General features: G+C 68.9%; 23 protein-coding genes and 1 pseudogene. 12 read left to right on the forward strand and 12 right to left on the reverse strand.

The genetic code is table 11. The features are described from left to right. The 7 genes from GZ67_RS0104305 to GZ67_RS0104340 all read right to left on the reverse strand — a co-directional run bounded on the left by GZ67_RS0104305 (position 1) and on the right by GZ67_RS0104340 (position 8,050). Entirely contained in the window at positions 1 to 1,548 is a 1,548-nt protein-coding gene (locus GZ67_RS0104305) for a hydantoinase/oxoprolinase N-terminal domain-containing protein (protein WP_029263811.1), read from the reverse strand. A gap of 40 nt (positions 1,549 to 1,588) precedes the next feature. Beyond that, positions 1,589 to 2,926 (reverse strand): purine-cytosine permease family protein, encoded by a 1,338-nt coding sequence (locus GZ67_RS0104310; protein WP_029263810.1) that lies wholly within the window; start codon positions 2,924 to 2,926, stop codon positions 1,589 to 1,591. Positions 2,927 to 3,170: 244 nt separating this feature from the next. Further along, complete coding sequence (gene thrC, locus GZ67_RS0104315) at positions 3,171 to 4,574, reverse strand: threonine synthase (protein WP_029263809.1); 1,404 nt, start codon at positions 4,572 to 4,574, stop codon at positions 3,171 to 3,173. An 89-nt stretch (positions 4,575 to 4,663) separates the two neighbouring features. Then, positions 4,664 to 5,170 carry a methylated-DNA--[protein]-cysteine S-methyltransferase gene (locus GZ67_RS0104320; RefSeq protein ID WP_029263808.1) on the reverse strand — a complete coding sequence of 169 codons (507 nt, stop codon included), beginning with the start codon at positions 5,168 to 5,170 and terminating at the stop codon, positions 4,664 to 4,666. A gap of 91 nt (positions 5,171 to 5,261) precedes the next feature. Then, positions 5,262 to 6,026 carry a 23S ribosomal RNA methyltransferase Erm gene (erm, locus tag GZ67_RS0104325; protein ID WP_029263807.1) on the reverse strand — a complete coding sequence of 255 codons (765 nt, stop codon included), beginning with the start codon at positions 6,024 to 6,026 and terminating at the stop codon, positions 5,262 to 5,264. 225 nt (positions 6,027 to 6,251) lie between these two features. Then, entirely contained in the window at positions 6,252 to 6,854 is a 603-nt protein-coding gene (locus tag GZ67_RS0104335) for a response regulator transcription factor (RefSeq protein WP_029263806.1), read from the reverse strand. After that, the gene (locus GZ67_RS0104340; RefSeq protein WP_029263805.1) at positions 6,851 to 8,050 is read right to left on the reverse strand and encodes a sensor histidine kinase; all 1,200 of its coding nucleotides are present in this window, start codon (positions 8,048 to 8,050) and stop codon (positions 6,851 to 6,853) included. The genes GZ67_RS0104335 and GZ67_RS0104340 overlap by 4 nt, the downstream gene beginning before the upstream one ends. 156 nt (positions 8,051 to 8,206) lie before the next feature. Between GZ67_RS0104340 and GZ67_RS0104345 the strand changes: the two genes are divergently transcribed. The 5 genes from GZ67_RS0104345 (at position 8,207) to GZ67_RS0104365 (ending at position 11,739) form a co-directional block, all read left to right on the forward strand. Continuing rightward, a complete protein-coding gene (locus GZ67_RS0104345; RefSeq protein WP_029263804.1) occupies positions 8,207 to 8,749 on the forward strand; it encodes a hypothetical protein in 543 nt (180 codons plus the stop codon). 94 nt (positions 8,750 to 8,843) lie between these two features. Next, on the forward strand, positions 8,844 to 9,182 hold the full coding sequence (locus tag GZ67_RS0104350) for an ArsR/SmtB family transcription factor (RefSeq protein ID WP_029263803.1): 339 nt from the start codon (positions 8,844 to 8,846) through the stop codon (positions 9,180 to 9,182). Next, on the forward strand, positions 9,182 to 9,850 hold the full coding sequence (locus GZ67_RS0104355; RefSeq protein ID WP_029263802.1) for a cation transporter: 669 nt from the start codon (positions 9,182 to 9,184) through the stop codon (positions 9,848 to 9,850). The genes GZ67_RS0104350 and GZ67_RS0104355 overlap by 1 nt, the downstream gene beginning before the upstream one ends. A 34-nt stretch (positions 9,851 to 9,884) precedes the next feature. Then, positions 9,885 to 10,790 (forward strand): SDR family NAD(P)-dependent oxidoreductase, encoded by a 906-nt coding sequence (locus GZ67_RS0104360; RefSeq protein ID WP_029263801.1) that lies wholly within the window; start codon positions 9,885 to 9,887, stop codon positions 10,788 to 10,790. 40 nt (positions 10,791 to 10,830) lie between these two features. Continuing rightward, positions 10,831 to 11,739 (forward strand): arginase family protein, encoded by a 909-nt coding sequence (locus tag GZ67_RS0104365; RefSeq protein WP_197021080.1) that lies wholly within the window; start codon positions 10,831 to 10,833, stop codon positions 11,737 to 11,739. Between the two features lie 19 nt (positions 11,740 to 11,758). On the opposite strand, the gene GZ67_RS0104370 is transcribed toward GZ67_RS0104365, so the two are convergent. From GZ67_RS0104370 to GZ67_RS0104380, 3 genes are all read right to left on the reverse strand, one after another. Then, a complete protein-coding gene (locus tag GZ67_RS0104370) occupies positions 11,759 to 13,039 on the reverse strand; it encodes a hemolysin family protein (RefSeq protein WP_029263799.1) in 1,281 nt (426 codons plus the stop codon). 94 nt (positions 13,040 to 13,133) lie between these two features. Continuing rightward, on the reverse strand, positions 13,134 to 14,156 hold the full coding sequence (locus tag GZ67_RS0104375) for a TerC family protein (RefSeq protein WP_029263798.1): 1,023 nt from the start codon (positions 14,154 to 14,156) through the stop codon (positions 13,134 to 13,136). Positions 14,157 to 14,353: 197 nt separating this feature from the next. Continuing rightward, positions 14,354 to 15,004 carry a GntR family transcriptional regulator gene (locus tag GZ67_RS0104380; RefSeq protein WP_029273773.1) on the reverse strand — a complete coding sequence of 217 codons (651 nt, stop codon included), beginning with the start codon at positions 15,002 to 15,004 and terminating at the stop codon, positions 14,354 to 14,356. Between the two features lie 289 nt (positions 15,005 to 15,293). Here GZ67_RS0104380 and GZ67_RS0104385 point away from each other — a divergent pair, with 289 nt between their 5' ends. After that, positions 15,294 to 16,394: a fatty acid desaturase family protein gene (locus GZ67_RS0104385; RefSeq protein WP_029263796.1), complete on the forward strand. Its 1,101-nt coding sequence runs from the start codon at positions 15,294 to 15,296 to the stop codon at positions 16,392 to 16,394. A 91-nt stretch (positions 16,395 to 16,485) separates the two neighbouring features. Continuing rightward, positions 16,486 to 17,082, forward strand: coding sequence for a DUF1349 domain-containing protein (locus tag GZ67_RS0104390; RefSeq protein WP_029263795.1), 597 nt, complete (start codon positions 16,486 to 16,488; stop codon positions 17,080 to 17,082). Positions 17,083 to 17,245: 163 nt separating this feature from the next. Here the strand turns inward: GZ67_RS0104390 and GZ67_RS0104400 are convergent, their stop codons facing one another. Next, positions 17,246 to 18,031, reverse strand: a complete 786-nt coding sequence (locus tag GZ67_RS0104400; RefSeq protein WP_029263794.1) for a helix-turn-helix domain-containing protein — start codon at positions 18,029 to 18,031, stop codon at positions 17,246 to 17,248. Between the two features lie 130 nt (positions 18,032 to 18,161). On the opposite strand from GZ67_RS0104400, the gene GZ67_RS0104405 reads away from it, so the two are divergent. Next, on the forward strand, positions 18,162 to 18,515 hold the full coding sequence (locus GZ67_RS0104405) for a nuclear transport factor 2 family protein (protein ID WP_029263793.1): 354 nt from the start codon (positions 18,162 to 18,164) through the stop codon (positions 18,513 to 18,515). Between the two features lie 144 nt (positions 18,516 to 18,659). Beyond that, positions 18,660 to 19,019: a hypothetical protein gene (locus GZ67_RS0104410; protein ID WP_029263792.1), complete on the forward strand. Its 360-nt coding sequence runs from the start codon at positions 18,660 to 18,662 to the stop codon at positions 19,017 to 19,019. A gap of 89 nt (positions 19,020 to 19,108) precedes the next feature. On the opposite strand, the pseudogene GZ67_RS20055 reads toward GZ67_RS0104410, so the two are convergent. Further along, a pseudogene (locus GZ67_RS20055) lies at positions 19,109 to 19,579 on the reverse strand (VanZ family protein); the annotation flags it as partial. A gap of 358 nt (positions 19,580 to 19,937) precedes the next feature. Between GZ67_RS20055 and GZ67_RS0104420 the strand changes: the two are divergent. From GZ67_RS0104420 to GZ67_RS0104430, 3 genes are all read left to right on the forward strand, one after another. Next, positions 19,938 to 20,366, forward strand: coding sequence for a MarR family winged helix-turn-helix transcriptional regulator (locus GZ67_RS0104420; RefSeq protein ID WP_029263791.1), 429 nt, complete (start codon positions 19,938 to 19,940; stop codon positions 20,364 to 20,366). 112 nt (positions 20,367 to 20,478) lie between these two features. Next, the gene (locus GZ67_RS0104425; protein ID WP_029263790.1) at positions 20,479 to 22,086 is read left to right on the forward strand and encodes an SPFH domain-containing protein; all 1,608 of its coding nucleotides are present in this window, start codon (positions 20,479 to 20,481) and stop codon (positions 22,084 to 22,086) included. A gap of 84 nt (positions 22,087 to 22,170) precedes the next feature. Further along, positions 22,171 to 23,839, forward strand: a 1,669-nt coding sequence (locus GZ67_RS0104430; RefSeq protein ID WP_029273774.1) for a helicase-related protein, incomplete at its 3' end; no start/stop codon positions are given.

Consider the following 23,839-nt stretch of genomic DNA (forward strand, 5'->3'; position numbering starts at 1 on the left):
TCACGCCCCCATGTCGAGGTCGCCGACGGCTTTCACGCGGATGCGCGTCGCGTTGCCGGGGAGGTACGGGATGGGCACCTCGTCGAAGTCGATGATCGACACGGTCGAGGGTTTGGCGCCGGCGGCGATGGCCTTGTCGACGGCCTCGGCCCGCACCTCGGCGAGCGTCTCCTCGCGGCGACCGGGTTCGATCGCGTAGACCTTGTCGATCTCGCCGCCGACCTGTGCGATCGAGGCGCCGATGGCGTTCGCGACCGCGTAGTTCTCCGGCCGGTGCACCGTGCCGAACAGCGGAAGCTCGTCGGGGAGCAGGATGGATCCGCCGCCGACCGCGACCACCGCGATGGGCTCGGGCGAGGTGCGCATGCGGTCGACGGCCTCGGACACGCGCTCGGCGATGCGCGCGAGCACCCGCTCGACGAACGCCGGGTCGAGGTGCGCGACCTTGCTCGCATCCCCGACCTGCGCGCGACCGGCCGCGACGGCGATGTCGGTGGCGGTCAGAGTCGATCCGCCGAAGACCAATGCCTCCGTGGTCAGCTTGTAGCCGACGGAAGCCGGGCCGACCTCGGCCGTCTCCTCGTCGACGATGCTGCCGCCGCCGATGCCGAGCGAGAGCACATCGGGCATCCGGAAGTTGGTGCGGATGCCGGCGACCTTGACCTCGTTCGCCGTCTCGCGTGGGAAGCCGTTGATCAGCAACCCGATGTCGGCGGTGGTGCCGCCCACGTCGATCACGGCGCAGTCGTCGAGGCCGCTGGTGGCCGCTGCCCCGCGCATCGAGTTGGTCGGGCCGGACGCGAAGGTCGCGACCGGGTAGCGGCGCACGTACTCCTCGTCCATCAGCGTGCCGTCGTTCTGGCTGAGGAAGATCGGCGCCTCGATGCCCTGGGCGCGAACGGCCGAGGTGAGCCCGTCGACGATCTCGGATGCGAGTTCGCGCAGCGCGGCGTTGATGATCGTCGCGTTCTCGCGCTCCAGGAGCCCGATGCGTCCGATCTCGTGCGACAGCGAGATGGCGGCGTCCGCCCCCAGCACCTCCGCGACGATCTCGGCCGCCCGCACCTCGAGGTCGTGGTTCACGGGGCTGAACACCGAGGAGATGGCGACCGAGCGGATGCCGTGCGCCTTCATGTCCTCGGCGTGCGCCCGGATCTCGTCGGGGTCGAGCGGTGAGATCGGTCGGCCGTCGAACTCGTAGCCGCCGTGCGCGAGGTAGCTGCGGGCCTGGGTCGCTTCGACCAGCACCTCGGGCCAATCGATCAGGGGCGGCAGCGCACGGGTGGCGGGCAGCCCGAGCCGGAGGGCCGCGACCGGTGCGAGACGGCTCGCCTGCACGAGCGCGTTGATGAAGTGCGTCGTGCCGATCATGACGGCATCGATGTCGGCGCCCTCGAACGAGTGTCCGGCCCGCAGGTCCTCGATCGCCTGGATGATCCCGCTGGTGACGTCGGGGGTGGTCGAGTGCTTCACCCCCGCCAGGGTGCGGGTGCCGTCCATGAGGACTGCGTCGGTGTTGGTGCCGCCGACGTCGATGCCGATGTGCATGATGCTCGCTTTCTTGTGAGGGGTGTCTGTCTGCGGCGGCTCAGGCCGCTGCTGTCTGTTCGACCGGTGCGGCCTGCCGTGTGGTGGCCACGCCGACGCCGCGCACCCAGCCGAGCTTGCCCGCGACGGTGTAGAGGGCCATCGAGAGGAAAAGGCTGAGAAGCGACGGGATGCCCCACGTCACGAAGTAGCCGACCAGCGCGGAGACCAGCCAGACGACGATCGTCGCGGGGACGATGCGCGGGGCGGTCGCCGGGAGGGTGCCTTCGTCGCGCGTCGCGTCGAGGTCGGGACGCCAGCGACGCACGATGTAGTACTCGGCGACCATGATGCCGGCGATCGGGGGGAACGCGACGCTCAGCACGATCAGGAACTCGGTGAACTGTCCGAGGATGCCGACCGCGGCGAGCACGGATCCGACGACGCCCAGCACGATGGTCGTGGTGACGCGGTGCAGGTTCTTCCCGAACGCGGTCGAGATGAAGTTCACCAGGCCCAGTGTGGAGGAGTACAGGTTCCAGTCGTTGATCTTCAGGGTGCCGGTGAGCACGATGAACAGGCCGATGAAGCCGACCGACGAGGTCACGATCGCGACGATGTCCCCCGTGGCCGCGGCGTGCGCCAGCAGCACGCCGGCGAGGCCGATCACGAACTCGCCGAGGGAGACGCCGACCACGGTCTGCTTGATGACGTCCGCGCGCGAGCGGTTGAAGCGGGTCATGTCGCCCGTGATGATCGCGCCGACGATGAGGCCGCCCGCGACGATGCCGGTTCCGGCCCACACGCTCATCGTGGGTCCGGGCGCGGGGCCCGTGAGCAGTTCGCCGATGTCGTGACGGCTCAGCTCGGAGATGACCGACCAGCCGACGAGGATGAGGAACAGCGGCACGGTGATGTTCGCGAGCCACTGCATCCCGACGAAGCCGAAGGCCACGATCGCGGTGACCGCGAGGCCGAAGATGAGGCTCCAGGCCCAGACCGGCAGAGCGCCGGGCATGAGGGCGTCGAGCGACTGCGCCGAGATCGCGGACTGGATGCCGAACCAGCCGATCAGGCTGATGCCGATCGCGAGCCCGACCAGGGAGGCGCCGATCTCGCCGAAGCCGGTCCAGCGTGCGAGGAGGGCGGTGTTGAGGCCCTCGCGCTGGCCGATGAAGCCGACCACGCACATGATCACCTCAAGGATGAGCGAGCCGAAGAGGAAGGCGAGGACAGCCTCGCCGAAAGTCATGCTGTAACCGAGGGTCGCGCCGAGGAGGAACTGCGAGAGGGCCGAGACCTGTCCGAATCGCTGCACGGCGATGCCGAACCAGGGTTTGCGGGCCTCGGGAGTCACCCGGGAGAGCGCGAAGTCGTCTGCGTGCGCCGTGCGTGCCATGAGGATCCTTCGGGAGGAGGAGGGGAACGGGTTGTGCGCCACAGTAGCCACGCTCGGACACCGCACGACATGTGCATATCGCACGAGAATCGAACCCGGATGTGCGCATCGCACGTACCCGCTCTGCGTCACGCCCGCGACAGCTCGCGTGGAGACCCCCGGAAACACCGAAACCCCCTCCTGCCGACAGCGGCACGAGGGGGGTCTCGACGTGAACTGGGGGTCTCGACGACCGCCGCGAAGATCAGTGCAGCGCGTTCGTCTCGATGAAGGCGCGCAGCGCGTGCTCGTCGTCACCCATCTCGGTCACGTGCTGGGGAGCGTCGAGCATCTCCTGGAGCTCGGGCGCGTAGCCGAGCTCGACTCCGATGGCCTCGTGGATCGTCTCGGCGAACTTCTCCGGCTTGGCCGTCTCGAGCACGAGCATCGGAACACCCGGTTCGACATACTCGCGCGCGACCTTTACGCCGTCGGCCGTGTGCGGGTCGATGACCTCACCCGTCGTCTCGTACACCGAGCGGATCGTCGCCAGCCGGTCAGCGTGCGTCGAGGTGCCGCTGACGATGCCGAACTCCTCGAGGAAGCGCTCCTGATCGGCCGAGAAGTCGAAGTACCCCTGGGCCTCGAGGTCGTCCCAGGCCCCCACGACGCGGGCGGGGTCACGGCCGACGAGTTCGAAGATGAACCGCTCGAGGTTCGACGCCTTGGAGATGTCCATCGAGGGGCTCGAGGTCGCGAGCGTCTGAGCGGCGCTGCGCGGGCGGTAGACGCCGGAGCGGAAGAACTCGTCGAGGACGTTGTTCTCGTTCGCGGCGAGTACGAGGCGACGGATCGGGAGACCCATCTGCTTGGCGAAGAAGCCGGAGAGGATGTTGCCGAAGTTTCCGGAGGGCACCGTGAAGGACAGCTCGGTCCAGCCGCCGGCATCCGTCGCCCGCAGCCACGCCCAGAAGTAGTAGACGGTCTGCGCCGTGATGCGCGCGAGGTTGATCGAGTTCACCGCGCCCAGGTGCTGTGCGCGCTTGAAGTCCAGATCGCCGGCGAGCTTCTTCACGAGGTTCTGGCAGTCGTCGAAGACGCCCTCGACCGCGATGTTGTGCACGTTCGCGTCGTCGAGAGAGAACATCTGCGCCCGCTGGAACGCACTCATGCGGCCCTGCGGCGACAGCATGAACACCGCGACGCGCTCCTTGCCGCGGAGGGCGTGCTCGGCCGCAGAACCGGTGTCGCCCGAGGTCGCGCCGAGGACGTTGAGCACGGCGTCGTTGCGCTCCAGCGTGTACTCGAGCACCTGTCCGAGGAACTGCATCGCCATGTCCTTGAACGCGAGCGTCGGCCCCTCGGAGAGTCCGACGAGCGTCAGCTCGTCGTCGATGGCCCGCAGCGGCACGACGCCGTCGGGGAAGCCGGCGTATGCCGCATCGGTCATCCGCGCGAGATCCGCGCGCGGGATGTCGGTCGCGAACAGCCCGAGCACCTCGGTCGCCAGCTGCGGGTACGTCAGCGCACGCCAGCGCTCGAGCGTTTCGCCGTCGACGGTCGGCATGACCTCGGGCACCGCCAGTCCGCCGTCGGGCGCGAGGCCCTCCAACAGCGTCTCGCTGAACGACTGCGGCTGCATGCCGCCGCGGGTGGAGATGAACTGCACGTTGGCTCCTCGGCTCGGGACTCGGCACGTCCATTCTCGCAGGGTGTTCGTCGGTGAGATGACGGGATGACGGATGCCGCCGCCGCTGTTCAGAACAGCGAGGTCGGCAGAGACCCCTCGTGCTCCAGCAGCCAGCGCTTGGTCTCGAGCCCGCGACCTTCGTCACCGCCCGAGTATCCGCCGAGGCCGTCGCCGGCCACCACCCGATGGCAGGGGACGATCAGGGGGACGGGGTTCGCGCCCATGATCGAACCGATCCCCCGGGCCGGGACGTCGGTACCGCTGCGGGCGGCGAGGCCTCCGTACGTGATCGTCTCGCCGTGCCCGACCGTCTCGTGGAGGGCTGTGAGCACTGCTCTGGTCGCCACGGTCTGCACGCCGAGGTCGACCGGCACGTCGAAGCGGCGCAGGCTGCCCGCGAAGTAGGCGGCGAGCTGCGCGAGTGCCTCGGCGAGCAGCGGATCAGCAGTCGGGCTGGCCGGGAGCGCGCTGCCCTCAGGCGGAGTGGACCGCCACGTGACGCGGGTGATCGCCACGCTGTCGCTGACCACCCCGATCACCCCGACCGGGGTCGCGAGCGTGGCGAAGGCGGACATGCGTCGAGGCTACCCGGATGCTCCGACATCGGGCTCACGACGACGAGACCGGGCCGTCGCGCAGAGGCGTCTGCGAGACGGCCCGGCCGTGTCAGCCGCGGGAGAGGTGCCGCCAGAGCGCGGCCCAGTGCTCCGGACGGAGGTCACGGGGAAGACGCCGGTCGTCGGCGCCGGCCGCCGCGACGGATCGACGCGCACGGGACACGGGCACTCGCGCCGCGGTCGCCACCACCGCAGCGAGGTTCGATCCTCGCCCCGTGAACATCGCCCGCACGAACGCCTCGTACTCCCGGCGGTCGGATGCCGGGACGAGCGGTGAGCCGCGACGGGTGATGGCCAGCACCCCGCCGTCGACGCTCGGCTGCGGCGAGAAGCCCCAGGCCGGAACGCGCCCTTCGAGGGAGAACTCGAACCATGGCGCCGACTGGGCGGTCATCATGGTGCCGCCGCCGACACCTGCCCGCTTGCGGGCCGCCTCCCACTGCGTCAGCAGCACCGCCTGACTCCACCGACCGCTGGACAGCAGTCGCCGGAGGATCGGTGTCGTCACATGGAACGGGATGTTGCCGACGACCACCTCGGCGTCGAGCGGATGGCGAGTCGCATCCGCGACCTCGATGCGCACGCCCGGCAGCGCCTTTCGCAGACGATGCACCCGATGCTCGTCGACGTCGATCGCCGCGAGGGGTCGCTCCAACCTTGCGAGCGAGCGGGTGAGTGCGCCGTCACCGCACCCGAGCTCGAGGATCGAGCCCGAGGTCCGCCCGACGAGGTCGGTGATGCGGGCGAGGGTCGGACGATGGGTGAGGAAGTTCTGGCCGAGTTCGTGTCGGCCGCCATGGATTGAACGAGGCATGAGTGCGCTCCAGAAGAAGAATCGGAGCACCTCGAAGGAGGGGAGGACGCGAAGAGGCGTCAGAGAGGACTGCCCGTCCCGAGGTGCGATGACATCTCGGTGGACGGCGCGCAGATGCGTGCGGAGAGCGAGCGCGCCGTCAGGCGCGGCGGTCGCGGATCGCGTAGATGCGCCCCATCATGGGCGCAGCGCATATTGTTCCCATGCCTGACAGCATATCGGCCGTCAGATCCATCCGCGCTCCTCGGCGATGAGCACGGCCTGCTGGCGGGTGCCGACGGAGAGCTTTCCGAGAATGACCGAGATGTGGTTGCGCACGGTGCCCGGTGCGAGGGCGAGGGCCCGCGCGATCTGACCGGTCGTCTCGCCCCGGCGTCCGGCGCGCAGCACGTCGAGTTCCCGGTCGGTGAGCGGCGAGCGCTCGTCGCTCAAGGCGTCGGCGGCGATCTCGGGATCCACGTAGCGAGCGCCCGCGGCCACCCGGCGGATGACGGCGGCGACCTCGTCGGCACCGCGGGACTTCGGCAGGAAGCCCGAGACGCCGGAGGCGAGCGCGCGACGGAGCACGCCGGGTCGCGCATGACGGGTGACGACCACGCAGCGCGTCGCGATCGCCCTGTGCAGCTTCTCGGCGACCTGCACCCCGTCGAGTCCCGGCATCTCGAGGTCGAGCAGGCACACGTCCGGCTCCAGGCGCAGGGCTTCGGCGACGGCCTGCTCGCCGTCGGCGCATTCGGCGACCACCTCGATGTCGGGTTCCAGGCGCAGCAGCGCTGCGAGAGCGGAGCGGATCATCGCCTCGTCATCGGCGAGCAGCACGCGGATCATCGAGCACCCTCACCCTGCGTCGGCACCGTCACGACCACCACGAACTCGTCGGCGTCGCGTCGCACCTCGAGGGAGCCGTGCGCCTCCTCGATCCTGCGGCGCACACCTTCCAGCCCGGAGCCGTCGTGCTCGACGTCGACGCCGGGGACCACATCGTTCGCGATCTCGTACCGCCACGCATCCGCGGTCCTGCGGAGCGCCAGCCGCGCCCGCGCTCCCCCGCCGTGCCGCAGCACGTTCGTCGTCGTCTCCCTGATCACGGGGCCCAGCGCGGATGCCGGAGCGGAATCGGCATCCGCGTCGATGGCGGACTCCACCTCGAGCCCGGCCGCGGTGAGAAGGTCGCGGGCGTTGGCCAGCTCATCCCCCAACGGCACCGAACGGAAGCGGGTCGCGAGGTCCCTGGTCCCCTGGCGCGCCTCGTCGACGCTCACCCGGGCGGCACGGAGCTGCTCCATCCCCGCGTCCGGGTCGGTCGGCAGCAGACGCTCCGCGAGTTCCAGCTGCAGAGCGATGACCTGCAGGTGGTGCCCCTGCAGATCGTGCACATCGGTGGCGACCCGCAGCCGCTCCTGCGTGGCGGCGAGCCTCGCCTCGGATGCGCGGGCGCGGTCGAGCGTGATCAGTACGTCCCACCACCACAGCGAACTGACCAGCATCACCGGGAAGAAGACGGTGTACACGGCGGGGATCAGGAACGGGTTGTCGTCGGCGACGTCGAGAGCGGAATCCGCGACGCCGAGGAGGATGAGGGCGATCGTGGCCGTGATCACCACCTTGTACCGCACCCCGCGCGGCCAGTTCAGCAGGACGAGCGTCAGCACGAGGGGCATCACTGCGAGCTGCCAACTGCCGACCACGACGCCGGCGACGACTCCGTAGATCAGGGCGACGAGCAACGGCAGCAGCAGACGCATCCAGCGCACGCCCGGTTCGGCGTCCAATCGGTGCCGGTAGTCGAGCAGCAACGGGATCGTGGACGCGCACCAGAGGATGCCGCCGACGCCGACCACGAGGCCGACGAAACCCTCGAGGTCGTCCGCGAGGGACGTGAGCGTCCACGAAGCGATCAGGGCGAGCTCGAACGCGATCACGGCGGTCACGGTGTACCACCACGTGGCCGTGACGCCGCGGGACAGCTGTCGCGCCCCCGGACTCGGCTCGACGGGGGCGAGGGGCTCGGCGCGGCTGCTCACGCTCCCACGATAGGGCCGTGACAGTTGTCACGGATGCCGCGTGCGATCCACCCGGGAAGCGGTGACGGCCCGACACTGCCGCCACGCCCTCGCGTCGAGTGGACTGGGGTCATCGCAGCGGAGAGACCGTTCGCACCGACATCAGGGAGCACCCCCATGAACCTCATCGAGACCTTCCAGGACCTGGTCGCCCAGGTTCCCGAGCTCGTGCAGCCCCTCATCGTCGCCCTCGCCGGCGCGATCCCCTTCATCGAGGGCGAGGGCGCGGTGAGCATCGGCATCATCGGCGGCATCCCACCCGTGGTCGCCGCGATCGCCGCGATCGTGGGCAACTTCCTGTGCGTCCTGGTGGTGGTGCTGGTGAGTTCGGGGGCCCGGCAGGCCGTCGTGAACCGCTCGCGAGCCAAGGCGGTCGCCCTCGCCGGCGGCGGCACGACGGAAGAGGGTGCGGTGGGCACCGCGGACACCGTGCACAGCACCCCGCGTCGCGAGAAGTTCCAGCGCGCGTTCGAGCGCTACGGCGTCCCGGGAGTCAGCCTGCTCGGCCCGCTCCTGCTGCCGACGCAGTTCACGGCGACGATGCTCGCCGCCTCCGGCGTCGGCAAGGCCCGCATCCTCTTCTGGCAGGCGCTCGCGATCATCGGTTGGACGACCATCGTCGCCGTCATCGTCGGCAGCGCGGTGTACGCGATCCGCTGAGCAGGTCAGGGTGCGGGGGCGTGACATCTCGTCGCGTCCCCACATCTTTGAGTTCAGTCTTTTCTGAATTCATTGTCTTCTGTACAGTGGTCACGTGACCACCGCCCTCGCCTCCTCCCCCACACACACGGCCGCCGTCGCTCGCCTCGGGCACGCACTCTCCGACCCCACGCGCGCCGGCGTCCTGCTCACCCTGCGGGAGGGCTCCGCCTATCCCGCCGACCTCGCCGAAGCGCTCGGCGTCTCGCGCCAGGCCATGTCGAACCATCTCGCGTGCCTCCGCGGCTGCGGCCTCGTCGAGAGCGTGCCGGACGGCCACCGCAGCAGCTATCGCCTGGCAGACCGGCACCTCGCACCCGCGCTCGACATGCTCATGCGGGTGACGCTCATCGTGGAACCGGACTGCTGCTCCGGTGAAGGCTGCACCTGCTGATGACCGCCACGCTCGCCCTCACCCGTCGCGAGACCCTGCATCGCCGCATCCGCCTCATCGTCGGCATCACGATCGCCTACAACCTGATCGAGGCGGTCGTCGCGATCGCCGCCGGATCCGTCGCCTCCTCGGCCGCGCTCATCGGGTTCGGCCTGGACTCCACGATCGAGGTCCTGTCTGCGGGCGCGGTCGCCTGGCAGTTCACCCGCCGTGATCCGGAACGCTGGGAGAAGCCGACCCTGCGCGTCATCGCGGTCGCCTTCTTCGCCCTCGCGGCCTACGTCACCGCGACCTCGGTGGCAGCGCTGGTCATGGTCGAACGTCCGGAGCACAGCACCGTCGGCATCGTCCTGACCGCCGTCAGCGTCGCGGTCATGCCCTTCCTGTCGTTCGCGGAGCGCCGTGCGGGTCGCGAGCTCGGCTCCGCCACCGCCGTCGCGGACTCGAAGCAGACACTCATCTGCACGTACCTCTCGGCCGCGGTGCTGATCGGGCTGGTCGCGAACTCCCTGCTCGGGTGGTGGTGGGCGGATGCCGTCGCCGGACTGGTCATCGCGGCCTTCGCCGTGCGCGAGGGAATCGAGGCGTGGAGGGGCGACGCCTGCGCGACGTCGGTCGGCATGCTCCTCGAAGACGAAGACGACGAGCATCACGACCACGATCACTGAGGTGCGAGACATCCGCGCGGCCTAGGTTGGGGGGATGGATGCCGCCCCTCCTCTCCCCCGCGACCACTTCGGGCGCACCATGCTCGTCACCGGAGCGAACGCGGGCATCGGGTACTGGTGCGCGGAGCAGCTCGCCGCACGGGGTGCGCGGGTTGTGCTCGGATGCCGTTCCGCCGAGCGCGCGACGACAGCGGTCACGGCGATCCGCGCACAGGTGCCCGACGCCGACCTGCGCGTGCTGCCGCTCGACCTCGGCTCCCTCGACAGCGTGACCGAAGCGGCAGCCGACGTCGGCGAACGGCTCGACGCGGTCATCTGCAATGCCGGGGTCAAGGCGGCCGACCGCTCGGCCCGCACGAGCGACGGTTTCGACCTCATGGTCGGCACCAACTTCCTCGGTCACTTCGCCCTCGTGGCGCAGCTCGAGTCGAGCCTCGGGCCGGACGCCCGTGTCGTCGCGGTGGGCTCGATCGCCCACCGCTTCGCGACCCTCGCCCCGGCGACCCTCGACGCCCCGTGGACCGGCGCTTCGCTCCGGCAATACGGGCGGTCGAAGGCGGCGCTGATGGCCTTCGCCTTCGAACTGTCCCGACGGTGGTCGGACTCCTCCCGCTCGGCTGTCTGTGCACACCCGGGCTATGCGGTCGACCCGCTCACGCCTGCGCGTCCCGGTCTCGCCGAGGTGTCCGGCGTCGTCCGCGCCCTGTCCGCGCCGACCCGCCTGCTCGTGCAGGGCAAGGACGGCGGCGCGCTGCCCGTCGTCCACGCGGCCACGGCCGCAGACGTGAGGAACGGCGACTACTGGGGCCCCGGCGGTCTGCTCGAGTTCCGTGGAGCGCCGGCGCGGGTGACCGCGTCGGACGAGGTGCGTTTCGCGGCGATCGGGTCCGCAATGTGGGCGGCTGCGGAGCGCATCACCGGGGTGCGCTTCCCTGCCTAATCCCCGCGCGAATGTCCGACCCCCGGTTCAGGATGCAGGCATGATCACGACGATGCTGTCGGCTCCGTCCAACCTCGGCCTGCGTCCGCCCGAGCCGGGCAGCGTCCCCGGCGCAGCGAAGGCACCGGAGGCTCTGCGCGAGGCCGGCCTGTTCGCCCGGTTCGCCGAGCTCGGGGCGACCGACTCCGGCGTCGTCCTGGCCGGCCGCTACGTCGACGACGATGCCACGAGACCGCCGGGACACGTACGCAACGAGAGCGCCACCATCGATCATTCGCGGCGTCTGGCGGCACGCATCGGCGCGGCGCTCGACAGGGGCGAGACTCCGCTCGTGATCGGCGGCGACTGCGCGATCCTGCTCGGCGCGGGTCTCGCGACCGTGCGCCGCGGCGGCATCGGACTGGTGCACGTCGACGGTCACACCGACTTCCGGCATCCGGGCAACAGCGACGAGTGCGCGAGCGTGGCCGGAGAGGCTCTCGCCGCGGCGATCGGCAGGCACTGGCCCACCGTCGCCGACATCGACGGGCTCGGTCCGTCCTTCGCGGCCGAGCACACCGCGCACATCGGCCACCGCGACGATGACGAAGATCTGCCGGAGGTGCGCAGCATCCTGGGCGGTGTCTTCTCTTCCGCCGACGTCCTCTCCCTCGGCGGAGCCCACGTCGGCGCGGAAGCCGCCGCCGTCGCGGGTTCCGCCTACTGGCTCCAGGTCGACGTCGACGTGCTCGATGCCGCGATCATGCCCGCCGTCGACAGCCCCGACCCCGGGGGGATCGGGGCGGCAGAGCTCACGACTCTGTTGCGCGAACTCGCACCGGGCGCGGTCGGCGCGTCGATCACGGTGTTCGACCCCGACCTCGATCCCGACGGACGCTATGCCCGCCTGCTGGTCGAGATCCTCACCGAAGGCCTCAGCGAACTCGGCAGCCGCGTGCAGCAGCCCTGACCACAAGCCGAGCGCGCGGTCAGACCTGCGGCTCCCCGACCTGCTCGAGCGTGACCCGCACTCGCGAGATCCGACGCCGGTCGAGCTCCGCCACCTGGATCGTCGCGCCCGGAACCTCGACCGTGTCGCCGACGACGGCGAGTCGCCCCAGCTGCTCCGTCACGAATCCGGCGATGGTGTCGGAAGAGCCGCGGGGCATTGCCAGGCCTGTGGCCTCCTCGAAGTCCTGCAGGTTGAGTCGCCCGTCGAGTCCGTCGTCGGCGGAGATGAACACCTCGGCGTCGTACTCGTCGAAGATCTCGCCGACCACCTCCTCCACGAGGTCCTCCAGGGTGACGAGGCCGTCGGTGCCGCCGTACTCGTCGACGACGACGGCGATGTGGTGCCCTTCCGCACGCATCCGGGTCAGGGTCGGCAGCACACGCGCGGACGAGGGGATGTACGGGATCTCGCGCATGAGCGCGCGCAGCGGCCGCGTCGGATCGTCGGACGCGGCCTCGAACAGATCACGGACGTGCACGAACCCGGTGATGTCGTCGATCGAGGTCTCGGAGACGGGGTAGCGCGAGAACGGAAGATCACGCACCTGCGCCATCACCTCGCCGACGCTCGCGGCCTCGTCGAGGGCGACGACCTCCGGGCGCGGGCGCATGACCTCGCTGACCTGCCGCCCCCGCAGGGAGAGCACGTCGTCGAGGATGCGTCGCTCGTCATCCGGCAGCCCCTGATGGCTGGCCACGATGTCGCGCACCTCCTCATCGGTCATCTCGTCACTCGTCTTGTGCGGGTCTCCACCGAGCAGCCGGACGAGGGCGTTCGTCGACACCGAGAGCAGCCAGATCACCGGGCGCATGACCGTCGCGAACCCGTTGAGTGCGGGCGCGACCGCGTAGGCGAACTGCGCGTTGCGCTGGATCGCGAGGCGCTTGGGCACGAGCTCTCCGAGCACGAGCGACAGGTAGGCGATCACGAGCGTGAGCACGAGTGTCGCGATCGTGAGGGCGAGAGCCGGCGCCAGGCCCCACGACTCGAGCACGGGCGCCAGGGACGGGGCGATCGATGTCGCACCGTACGCCGCCGAGGCGAACCCGGCGACGGTCACACCGATCTGCACCGCCGAGAGGAAGGTGTTGGGGTTGCGGGCGAGGGCCGCGACCTTCGCCCCGCGGCGCCCGCGCTGGCCGATCGCGTTGATCTGGCTCTCGCGCAGCGTGACCAGCGCCATCTCCGTGGCAGCGAAGACACCGCCGATCAGCACGAACGCGAAGACGAGGGCGATGTTCCAGAGGAGGTCGCCCATCAGCGGGCCGCCTCCTCTGTGGTGGGGTGAGCGCCCGGGATGAACCGGGCGCTCGTACTGTCAGAGTCCGAAGAGTCAGAACAGCGCTGCGCGCTCAAGAGTGCTCCTTCTGCGTGATGGTGGGGGTGGTGTCGGTGGAAGCGGTGACGGCGTCCGGGGCACGGCGGGTCTTGATGAGACTCGCCGTCGTGGCCACCGCGATGGTCAGGCCGATGAACAGCAGCGAGAACCAGATCGGGATCTCGGGCGCCCACTCGACGCCCTGACCGCCGTTGATGAAAGGCAGCTCGTTGACGTGCAGCGCGTGCAGGACGAGCTTGACGCCGATGAACCCGAGGATGACCGCGAGTCCCTGGGCCAGGTAGACGAGCCGCTCGAGCAGTCCTCCGATGAGGAAGTAGAGCTGTCGGAGGCCCATGAGCGCGAAGGCGTTGGCGGTGAAGACGATGTAGGCCTGGTCGGTGAGACCGTAGATCGCGGGGATCGAGTCGACGGCGAACACCAGGTCGATGAACCCGATCGCGATGATCGTGAGCAGCATCGGCGTGACGAAGCGCTTGCCGTTCTTGACGACGGTCAGCTTGTCGCCGTTGTACTCGTCGCTGACGGGCAGGTGCCGACGCACGAACGTCATGAAGCGCCCGTTCGCCGGGTTGCTCTCATGGTTGCTGAACGCCTGACGGTAGGCGAGCACGAGGAGCAGTGCACCGAACAGGTAGAAGATCCAGGAGAAGTTCTCGATGAGCGTCGCGCCGACGGCGATGAAGATGCCGCGCAGGATCAGCGCGATCACGATGCCGATCATCAGCACCTTCTGCTGATAGATCTTCGGCACGGCGAAGCCGGTCATCACGATGAGGAAGACGAACAGGTTGTCGATCGACAGTGCCTTCTCGGTCAGATAGCCGGCGAAGTACTCACCGCCGAACGTCCAGCCGGAGAAGACGCCGATGCCGACGCCGAACAGCAGCGCGAGGCTGATGTAGAAGATCGACCAGCGCGCCGACTCCGCGATCGTCGGCTCGTGAGGCGTGCGCACGTGCGCGAAGAACTCATAGACGAAGAAGGCGATCGTGACCGCGATCGTGATGATCCAGATCAGGGGGGTGATGTCCAAACGGGCTCCAGACTTCGGGGTACGACTGCACCGCCAAAGTCTTCTCCATTCCTGAACAGGAACCGGCGGCCCGGGATGCGACGTGCATCCGTAATGACGACCCGACCGTATCGGAGTACTCCCCTTGGGATCTCCAGGCTAGAAGACGACCCTTTGCGATTCCTGTGGGTTCGCCTGGAATACCCGCGCCGGTGGGCTCAGTCCTCGTCGATGATGTCCACACCCGCGACTTCGGCACGGTCGATCGTCGCGGGGAGCACGTCGTCGAAGAGCGTGACGAGCACTGCTCGGGTCTGGACCGCATCGCGCGCGTTGATCGCTTCGCGCATGGCGACGGTGAAGGCCTCGATCTTGTCCCACTCGAAAGCGTCCCGCGAGTGCTCGCCGAAGCGCCGGATCTGCGGTCCGAGACGTTCGATGATGACCGCTCGCGCAGCGTTGCCCTCGATGCGGGCGAAGCCGGTGGCGATGGCGCGCAGCGCAGTCCCGAAGCCCGTCACGTCACGTGACTTCACCGACCGCGACATGTCGTCGGCGAGATCCGTGAGGTACGCGACGTCGTCATCCTGGATCACCGGCATGACGTGGCGTACGGAGCCGATCCAGATGTCGCCGAAGAGGTCGACGGCGTTGCGGACCCGATCGAGGTCGATCGGCGCGACTCGCGTGTAGCGGTTGCGCTGCATCTCGACCAGGCCGTGATCGGCCAAGCGGTCCAGCGCGTGGCGGATCGGCGTCTTCGAGGTGCCGAGCCGCTCGGCGAGCTCGTAGTCCCGCAGACGCTCACCGGGGCGCAGCTCGCCGCTGATGATCGCTTCCTGCAACCGGGCGTATGCCTCGTCACTCATGGATCTGCGCTCGAGGGGTCCACCTGAGAGTGCCAATTTTCCTCCACTCGAACGGAAAGCGACGTAGAGCCTGAAGTTCTACCTACCATGCAATGTATCGCATCCCAGAGGCCGACGACCGTGGAAACCGCCGTGAGGGGCGTCCGCCGTCTGAGAACGCACGCAGGTTCGCGGCGTAGCCTGGCGTCGAACCCACCAGCGAGGGCCGCTTCCGACGACGACCGGGGATCGCTGAGGCTCGGGTCGCAGAACGCGCCGCCGCAGAGGTCGGCGTGGAGAAGAGGTCATCATGGACGGCATCCGTCCGACCATCCGCACTCGCCCGCCCGACGGCGCTCCACGCACATCGAGCGCGTTCACCGAACTCGCGCAGCAGGTCCGCGGACGCGGACTGCTCCACCGTCGGTACGGCTACTACTGGACCAAGCTCATCGCCGCGCCGCTCGTCCTGGGCGTCTGCCTCCTCGCCTTCGTCTGGATCGGCGACACCTGGTGGCAGCTGTTCACAGCCGCCGTTCTGGCGATCGTGTTCACGCAGATCGCCTTCCTCGGGCACGACGCGGCACATCGGCAGATCTTCGTGTCCGGGCGCTGGAACGACTGGATCAGCCTGATCCTCGGCGACCTCCTCGTCGGCATGAGTTACGGGTGGTGGCAGCACAAGCACACCCGCCATCACGCGAACCCGAACAAGCTGGGGTCCGACCCCGACATCGAGCTCCCGGTCATCGCCGTCTCCCCCGAGGCCGTAGCCCAGCACAACGGACCGGTCATCACCTGGCTGCGCGGACACCAGGGGGTGCTGTTCTTCCCGATCCTGCTACTGGAGGGTCTGTCGCTGCACGCCTCGAGCGTGCGGCGCATGTTCGCGCGCGGGCGACTGGAACGGCGGTGGGCGGAGATCGCCTTCCTGAGCATCCGCATGATCGGCTACCTGGTGCTGGTTTTCCTCGTGCTCTCCCCCGGCATCGCGTTCGTCTTCCTCGCGGTGCAGCTGGGGCTGTTCGGCTTCTACATGGGCATCGCCTTCGCGCCCAATCACAAGGGGATGCCGGTGGTACCGAGGGAGATGACCCTCGACTTCCTCCGCCGGCAGGTGCTGATGAGTCGCAACGTCCGCGGCAGCCGCTTCCTCGACATCGCGATGGGCGGCCTGAACTATCAGGTCGAGCACCACCTGTTCCCGTCGATGCCGCGCCCACACCTTCGGCGCGCCGCACCCCTCATTGCCGAGTACTGCCGGGCCCATGGAGTGCCCTACACCCAGGTGGGCCTCTTCGCCTCGTACGCGATCGTGGTGCGCTACATCAACCGCGTCGGACTCGGCGAGCGCGACGTGTTCGCCTGCCCGCTCGTGGAGCAGCGCAGCTTCGGGGCGGCGGTCGGGTAGGCGCTGCGGCGGAGGGCGCCCGCGAGGCCGCAATCACCGACGAGCCCCGGACGCGCGATATGTTGACGTCATCACCGTGAGGAGAACGACCATGCGGATACCTGCCCTGCCGACGCTCGAATGGACGAACGGCGAACTGGATGCGAGCTACGACGGCGACACCGGCGAGCTCACCCTCCATGCGGCACCGGGAGGAGATTGGACCAACGACTCGCTCGGCGGTCCCGCTCAGCACGGCGCGAGCTTGCTGGGCTTTCGGACCGATGGCGACTTCACGCTGAGTGCCAGGGTTCGCGTCGTCGGAGAGCGGACGACGTTCGACGCCGCCGTGCTGGGACTGTGGTGCGATGAGCAGTACTGGGCCAAGCTCTGCTTCGAGTATTCGCCCGACGGACGGGCGATGGTCGTCAGCGTCGTGACCAACGAGTTCTCCGACGACTGCAACTCCACGGTCGTCGAGAGCGACTTCGTGTATCTCCGCGTCTCCCGCGTCGGAGACGCGTTCGCCTTCCACGCCTCCGACGACGGCGACCGGTGGGAGTTCGTCCGGGTGTTCCGCCTGAAGACCGACCTCCCCGTGACGGTGGGCTTCATGTCGCAGGCGCCGATGGGAGAGGACTGCGACTCGCGCTTCGACCGGATCCGTTTCGCGGCGGGAGCTCCGGCCGACCTGCGCGACGGTTCCTGAGGCCGGGCGCGATGTACGGCCAGCACGGCGACTTGTTCGGCACCACGACCTCCTCATCGACGAACGCACTGTGGCGTCAGCGCGATTCCGCACAGATCGTCTGACCGAGCATCTCTGCTCCGGCGTCCTTGAGCAGGCCCCCTCGGCAGTCGTTCGTCCGATCTCACGATGGCTGTCGGTGGCGCAAGCAGCGTGCTGTGGCATCGTCGGCGGGATAGAACGACTCGATACGCAGTTCGTCGATGGTGATGTCGAGCGCAGACTCCACGGCCGCGGACATGCTGAAAAAGCGCAGGTCCTCGCCCGCGACCTCGAGCTCGAGCGGGATGACGACATCCGTGACCGCCGGCCGCCCTACGTCGTCGCCGGGGTAGGCCGCGACCTCCTCCGCCAGGCGACGGAGGCGGGAGTCGCCGGTGCGGTCGGCGCGAGCGCAGACCTGACCGATGAGGTGGGTTCGCCATTGACCGAGGTTGCGGATCCGGGGCGCGAGACCCTCCGGGTGCAGCGACAACCGTACGGCGTTGACGGGAGGCTCGAGGAGGTGCAGTGCGCATCCCTCGAGCAGCACGTCCGTCGCGGCGTTGCGGTCCATAACGTCCCACCAGCGGTCAAGCACCAGCGCTGGGTACTGCGCATGGGCGTCGAGGAGTTGTCGCAACGCCGAGCTGACAGAACGGAGTTCCGGTGCGTTCATCGCCCGCTCGGGATGTGCGGGCGCAAACCCGGCACTGAGGAGCAGCTGGTTGCGCTCGCGCAGCGGTATGTCGAGGTGTGCAGAGAGTCGATCGAGCATTTCTCGCGTGGGCTTGGACCTCCCGGTCTCGACGAAGCTGAGGTGTCGGGTCGAGACGTGTGCACGAGCTGAGAGCTCCAGCTGGCTGAGCCGTCTCCGCTCGCGCCAGCCGCGCAAGAGCACCCCGACGTCGCCGGCATGGATCACGGTCATGACTCTCGACCCTAGCCAACAGTCGTGGTTCGACCCATGACCTCCGAGGTAATCGACGCGACTACCCCTCCGCGCCCAACATGGCTTCACCGCGGCGGCTCCGCTGCGGCCGATACCGAAAGGCCCCGATATGACCCCCATCACCGACTTGTATCTGCAGACCTGGAACGCCTCGGACGCGAACGCTCGTGACCGCCTCCTCGCCGAGCATTGGACGGAAGGCGCCACATACACGGACCCTCTGGTCGATGTCGGTGGACGAGACCAGATCTCGGCCACGATCGGCGCCGTGCGGGAACAGTTCCCGGGGTTCGTGTTCACGCTCGTCGGCGAACCTGACGCACATCACGGCCTCACCCGCTTTCAGTGGGGGCTTGGCCCCGCAGGAGCCGAACCGCTCGTAGTCGGCTTCGACGTCGTCGTCGGCGACGGCCAGGGCCGTATCCACCAGGTCCTCGGATTCCTCGACAAGGTACCCGCCTAACCTCATCACCGCGCACGCGGAGCGGGAGAGGGCTCCGCGTGCGCGGCCAGCTCGGGAAAGCCTGTCCTGCACTTTGACTCGTCACTGTTATCAGGTTGATAATGTTCTCAAGATGACCCCATTCGCAGTAGCAAGGAGCACACGATGACCGACATCACATGCGACCGAGCGGGAGTGCACGTGCAGTTCCCCGGCTGGGAGGCCACGATGACGGGCTTGCCTCAGCTACTGATACCGAGGTCGGCGATCCGCGATGTGTCCACCGAACAGGGGTGGACCTCAGAGATACTCGGGGTGAGATCCGGCCTCGTCGTCTCCGGTTACCGCAAGCTGGGGACTTTCAGGCACCCTTCAGGGGTGCGGCGACTGGTCTCGATGAAGCGCGGGCACCGCTTGCTGCGGATCGCCGTCGACCGAGCCACGATCGGGTTCGACGAGATCCTTCTGAGTACCGACGATGCAGAATCGATCGCCGCAGAGATCCGAGCAGCCGTGCACCCATGAGCGCCTGACGTCCACACCACCCGGTCGGAAACGCGAGGCGGACCATCTCGGTGCCGACGGTCTGGCTGGGCTTTCCGGCACTTCGAGGATCAGACCGGCTGGCTACTCACGCGCGCACGCGTCGGCCACCGAAACCGTTGGACGAATCCGGCGATCGTCTTCGAGCGCGTCGCGAGGACGAACAGTCCGTACCCGATGATCCCGCCCAGGATGTTCGTCAGCCAGTCATTGATGTCCGCGAGGTGTCCGCTGAGGGCGAGCCGCGAGGCGGCCATCTGCGTCAGCTCGATGGCGAGGCTCGCACCGGCGACGACGATCTCGAGGCGGAGTTCCTGCCTTGAGTGCCACCGCTTCTTGTTGAGCACGTTCTTCTGCAGGAGCGCGAAGAACGACTCCATCGCGGCGTTGTCCGCGCAGGCTCCGACGCGGCCCATCGATCCCGTGATCCCGCTCTGGGAGTAGCCGACGATCCGGTTCGAGTGGACGTCTTTGATCGCGCAGAGATACAGCTTGCCATCATCGGTCCAGTGCTCGGTGATGTCGGCGAGCCACAGTTGGTTCAGCGGCCGGTTCGTGGACCAGCGGGAACATCATTTGGGGAGTGGTGACGCCTGCGACAGATACGCGGCCGCCCAGCGAAGAATCTCGTACCGACGTCGGCTTCCACGGAACTATGACCAACGCGGAGTTCGGTCGTGGGCAACACCTCGGACATGAGCTGGGACGCCTGCTCCGCCACGAAACTTTTCCGTGACCAAACCGTTGCATTCGTTATCTCGCCGTTATACAGTGATCACACGGTGAATGTTTGCTGTGGCATACACCGCATGTGATTGCAGGACACTCTTGGTGCAAGGGACAAGGGCCGGTCGGGAGCCTCTCCGACCGGCCCTTTACTGTTCCCACTATTCTTTGAACATGACCGATCGCAAGCTCGCCCTGGAGGCCTGGGAGAGCCTGTTCCGCGCGCAGCACGAGTTGTTCACCGAGATGATGTCGGACTTCGAGCACAGCGACCTGGGTCAGGCCGAGTACGACGTGCTGCTCACCGTCACCCGCTCCCCCGGCATGACCGCGCGGCTACGCGACATCACCGCGAACATGCTGATCAGCCAGCCGAGCGTCTCGCGCCTGGTCGACCGCATGGTCACGCGCGGGCTCGTGGCCAAGTGCGCCGACCCCGACGACGGACGCGGTGCGCTGATCCGCGCGACCGACGAAGGAGCACGGGCGTTCCGCTCACTCGCCACCGTGCACGGTCGCTCGATCGCCGACCGGATGTCGCGCCTCGGCGATGACGAGCTGCGCACGCTGCGCGACCTCGCGGAGAAGCTCCGCACCCGCTGACCCGCGGCCGCGAGAACGGCCCGCTTCCGTTTCTGGCAGGGTGGGTTGCGTACGCCCGCTGTGTCGCGGGCACGTCAGACCGCCCCCTCGGGGGGAACCAGGGAGGTCATCCATGGAGTTCGCCGGAATCGTCGGCATCCTCGTCATCGTCGGTATCGCAGTCGTCGTCGCCGTCGTCCTGCTGCTCATCCTGCTGCTGTTCGCACGCAGCTGGATCAAGGTCGCCCGAGCCGACGAGGCCCTCGTCATCTCGGGCCGCAAGCAGAAGGTGCAGACCGCGGTCATCGGGACCGACGGGTCGAGCCGCTCCGAGATGTCGGAGTCGCCCGTCACCGTCATCGTCAACGGCAAGTCGCTCGTCAACCCGATCACGCAGCGCCACGAGATCATCTCGCTGCGCTCGCGTCAGGTATCGCTCAACGCCGAGGCGCAGTCGCTCGACAGCGTGACCCTGAACGTCGACGGTGTCGCGATCGTGAAGATCGGCTCCGACCCGATCCTGGTCCGCCGTGCCGCCGAGCGCTTCGCCTCCCAGGACAAGGCGATCGAGCAGTTCACCACCGAGCAGCTCGAAGGTGCACTCCGTGGAATCGTCGCGACGCTGTCGGTCGTCGAGCTGATGCGCGAGCGGAAGAAGTTCTCCGACCAGATCGCCGCCGACGTCTCGCAGGAGCTCGCCGAGCAGGGCCTCATCCTGGACTCGTTCCAGATCAAGGGCATCACCGACAAGGTCGGCTACATCCAGTCGCTCGGCGCGCCCGAGATCCAGGCGAAGCGTCAGTCCGCCGAGATCTCGCAGACCAACGCCGACCGCGCGATCAACCAGAAGAACATCGCGAACCAGGAAGCCAACCTGATCGAGCAGACCGCGCTCGACACGAACACCGCCAACTCGAACGCCGGCATCGGTCGCGCGCGCGCCGAGGCGGAGCAGGCCGAGAACCTCGCCCGCGAGCAGGCGCAGCAGGCCGTGCTGCAGCAGCAGGCCGAGAACAAGCAGGCTCAGCTCGACGCCGACGTCAAGCGCGTCGCCGACGCGCAGCGGTACGAGGCCGAGACCCGTGCTCAGGCCGAGCTCTACACCCGCGAGCGGGCCGCCGAGGCCGCAGCGATCGAGCAGGTCAAGCAGGCCGAAGCCCGCACCCGCATCGCCGAGCAGCAGGCCGAGGCCGACAAAGCCCGCGCCGCCGGTGAGGCCGCGGCTGCCGTCGCGAGCGCCACCGGTGAGGCCGACGCGCTGCGCTCGAAGGCCGAGGCCGAGGCACACGCCCGACGTCTGCAGGCTGCTGCCGAAGCCGAGGCGATCCGCGCCGAGGGTGATGCCCGCGCCGCAGCTCTCGAGGCTGAGGCCAAGGCCATCGCCTCGAACCAGGACGCCTTCCTCTCGCAGCGCGTGCTCGAGGTGCTGCCGTCGATCATGGCCGAGTTCTCGAAGGGTTACGCGGCGATCGGCAACGTGTCGATCATCGGCGGCTCGGGCCAGGACGGCGCATCGGACGTCGTCGGTGCCGACAACGCCAAGGCCCTGGCCTCGGTGTTCGAGAGCGTGCACTCGGCCACCGGGCTCGACCTCGCCGGCATCATCCAGGGTCAGGCCGTCGGCCGCGGCATCGGAGCCGGTGTCGCGGAGGCCACACCTGCGGCACCCGCGCCGCGCGTCTCGACGCCGACCACCCCGCCGCCGCCCGCACCGCCGGCGCCGGCACCCGCGACGGAGTAACCAGACCTTCACGACAGCGGATGCCGCGGCCGGTTCGGTCGCGGCATCCACTGTTTCGTCTCTGCGACCGGGCAGACTGGACGGATGATGTCCGCCGCCTTCGACCTCGCCACCATCGGCGCGGGGCTGTCGTTCGCGGCCGCGCTCGACGAGCTGTCCTCGGCACTCGATGCTAGCGGATCGGTGCTCGTCACCGCCCCACCCGGCACGGGCAAGACCACCCTCGTGCCCCCGCTCCTCGCCTCGCGGAGCACCGGTCGCGTGATCGTCACCCAGCCCCGCCGCGTCGCCGTCCGCGCCGCCGCCCGACGCCTCGCCCACCTCGACGGGTCGCCCCTCGGTTCACGCGTGGGATTCACCGTCCGCGGCGAGCGCTCGGCAGGGCCCGAGACGCAGGTCGAGTTCGTCACGGCCGGAGTCCTGCTTCGACGGATGCTCGATGACCCGGGACTCGACGGTGTGGATGCCGTGATCCTCGACGAGGTACACGAACGCGCGCTCGAGACCGACCTCCTGATCGGGCTGCTCTCGGAGGTGCGCGAGCTGCGGGATGACCTGGTGGTGATCGCCATGTCCGCCACCCTCGACGCGGCGCGCATCGCCGCCGTCATCGGCACGGACGACTCCCCCGCGCCGATCGTCGACCACGATGTCCCCGCCTTCCCCCTCACCGTGCAGTGGGCTCCGAGCCCCGTGCCACGTCTCGACGAGCGCGGAGTCACGTGGGGATTCCTCGACCACATCGCGGCCGTCACGGCAGCCGGGGCCCGGGACCTGGTGCGCGAAGACCCGAAGGCGGACGTGCTGGTCTTCGCGCCAGGGGCCCGCGAGGTGTCGGAGATCGCCCGCCGCGTCCGCGCTGCGAGCGATGCCTTCGATGTACGGGAGCTGCACGGCCAGATCCCGCCGGCCGAGCAGGATGCCGTGATCCGCGGCCGCGCGCCGGCCGACCGTCCGCGCATCATCGTCACGACATCGCTCGCGGAGTCCTCGCTCACCGTGCCGGGGGTGCGCCTCGTCGTGGACAGCTGCCTGTCGCGGCATCCGCAGCGCGACGCCGGCCGCGGCATGACGGGCCTCGTCACCACCGCCGCATCGCGCTCGTCGTGCGTGCAACGCGCGGGGCGCGGCACCCGTCAGGGCCCCGGCACGGTCATCCGCTGCGTCGACGAACGCACCTACGCGGCGGCGCCCGCCCGTCCCGTGCCCGAGATCGCGGTGATTGACCTCGCGGACGCCGCGCTGCTTCTCGCCTGCTGGGGTGCCCCGGGCGGCATCGGACTGCGGATGATCGACCCGCTGCCGGCCGAGAACCTGGCCGATGCGATCGCGGTGCTTCGGGGGCTCGGCGCGATCGATGACGACGGTCGCGCCACCGCGGAGGGCCGCGTCCTCGCACGGATCCCGACCGATCCTCGTCTCGCCCGAGCGCTTCTCGACGGCAGCCCGGTCGTCGGAAGCCGACTCGCGGCCGAGGTCGTCGCGCTGGTGAGCGGCGAGCTGCGCGTCTCGGATGCCGACATCGCGCAGGCCCTCATCGCGCTGCGCGGCGGTCGGAGCCCGGAGGCCCGCCGATGGCGCGACGATGCGAACCGCCTCGAACGCATGGTCCGGGGCGCGCCGGGTGTCCGGTCGGACCTCGACGGAGTCGGGCTCGTGATCGCGCTGGCGTTCCCCGGCCGGATCGCACATCGCGTCGAGCGCACCGCCGAAGGGGCGACATTCCTGCTGGCCTCCGGAACCCGGGCCGGGG

The organism is Microbacterium sp. Cr-K20 (genome assembly GCF_000708325.1).
In the GTDB taxonomy this organism is placed as follows: domain Bacteria; phylum Actinomycetota; class Actinomycetes; order Actinomycetales; family Microbacteriaceae; genus Microbacterium.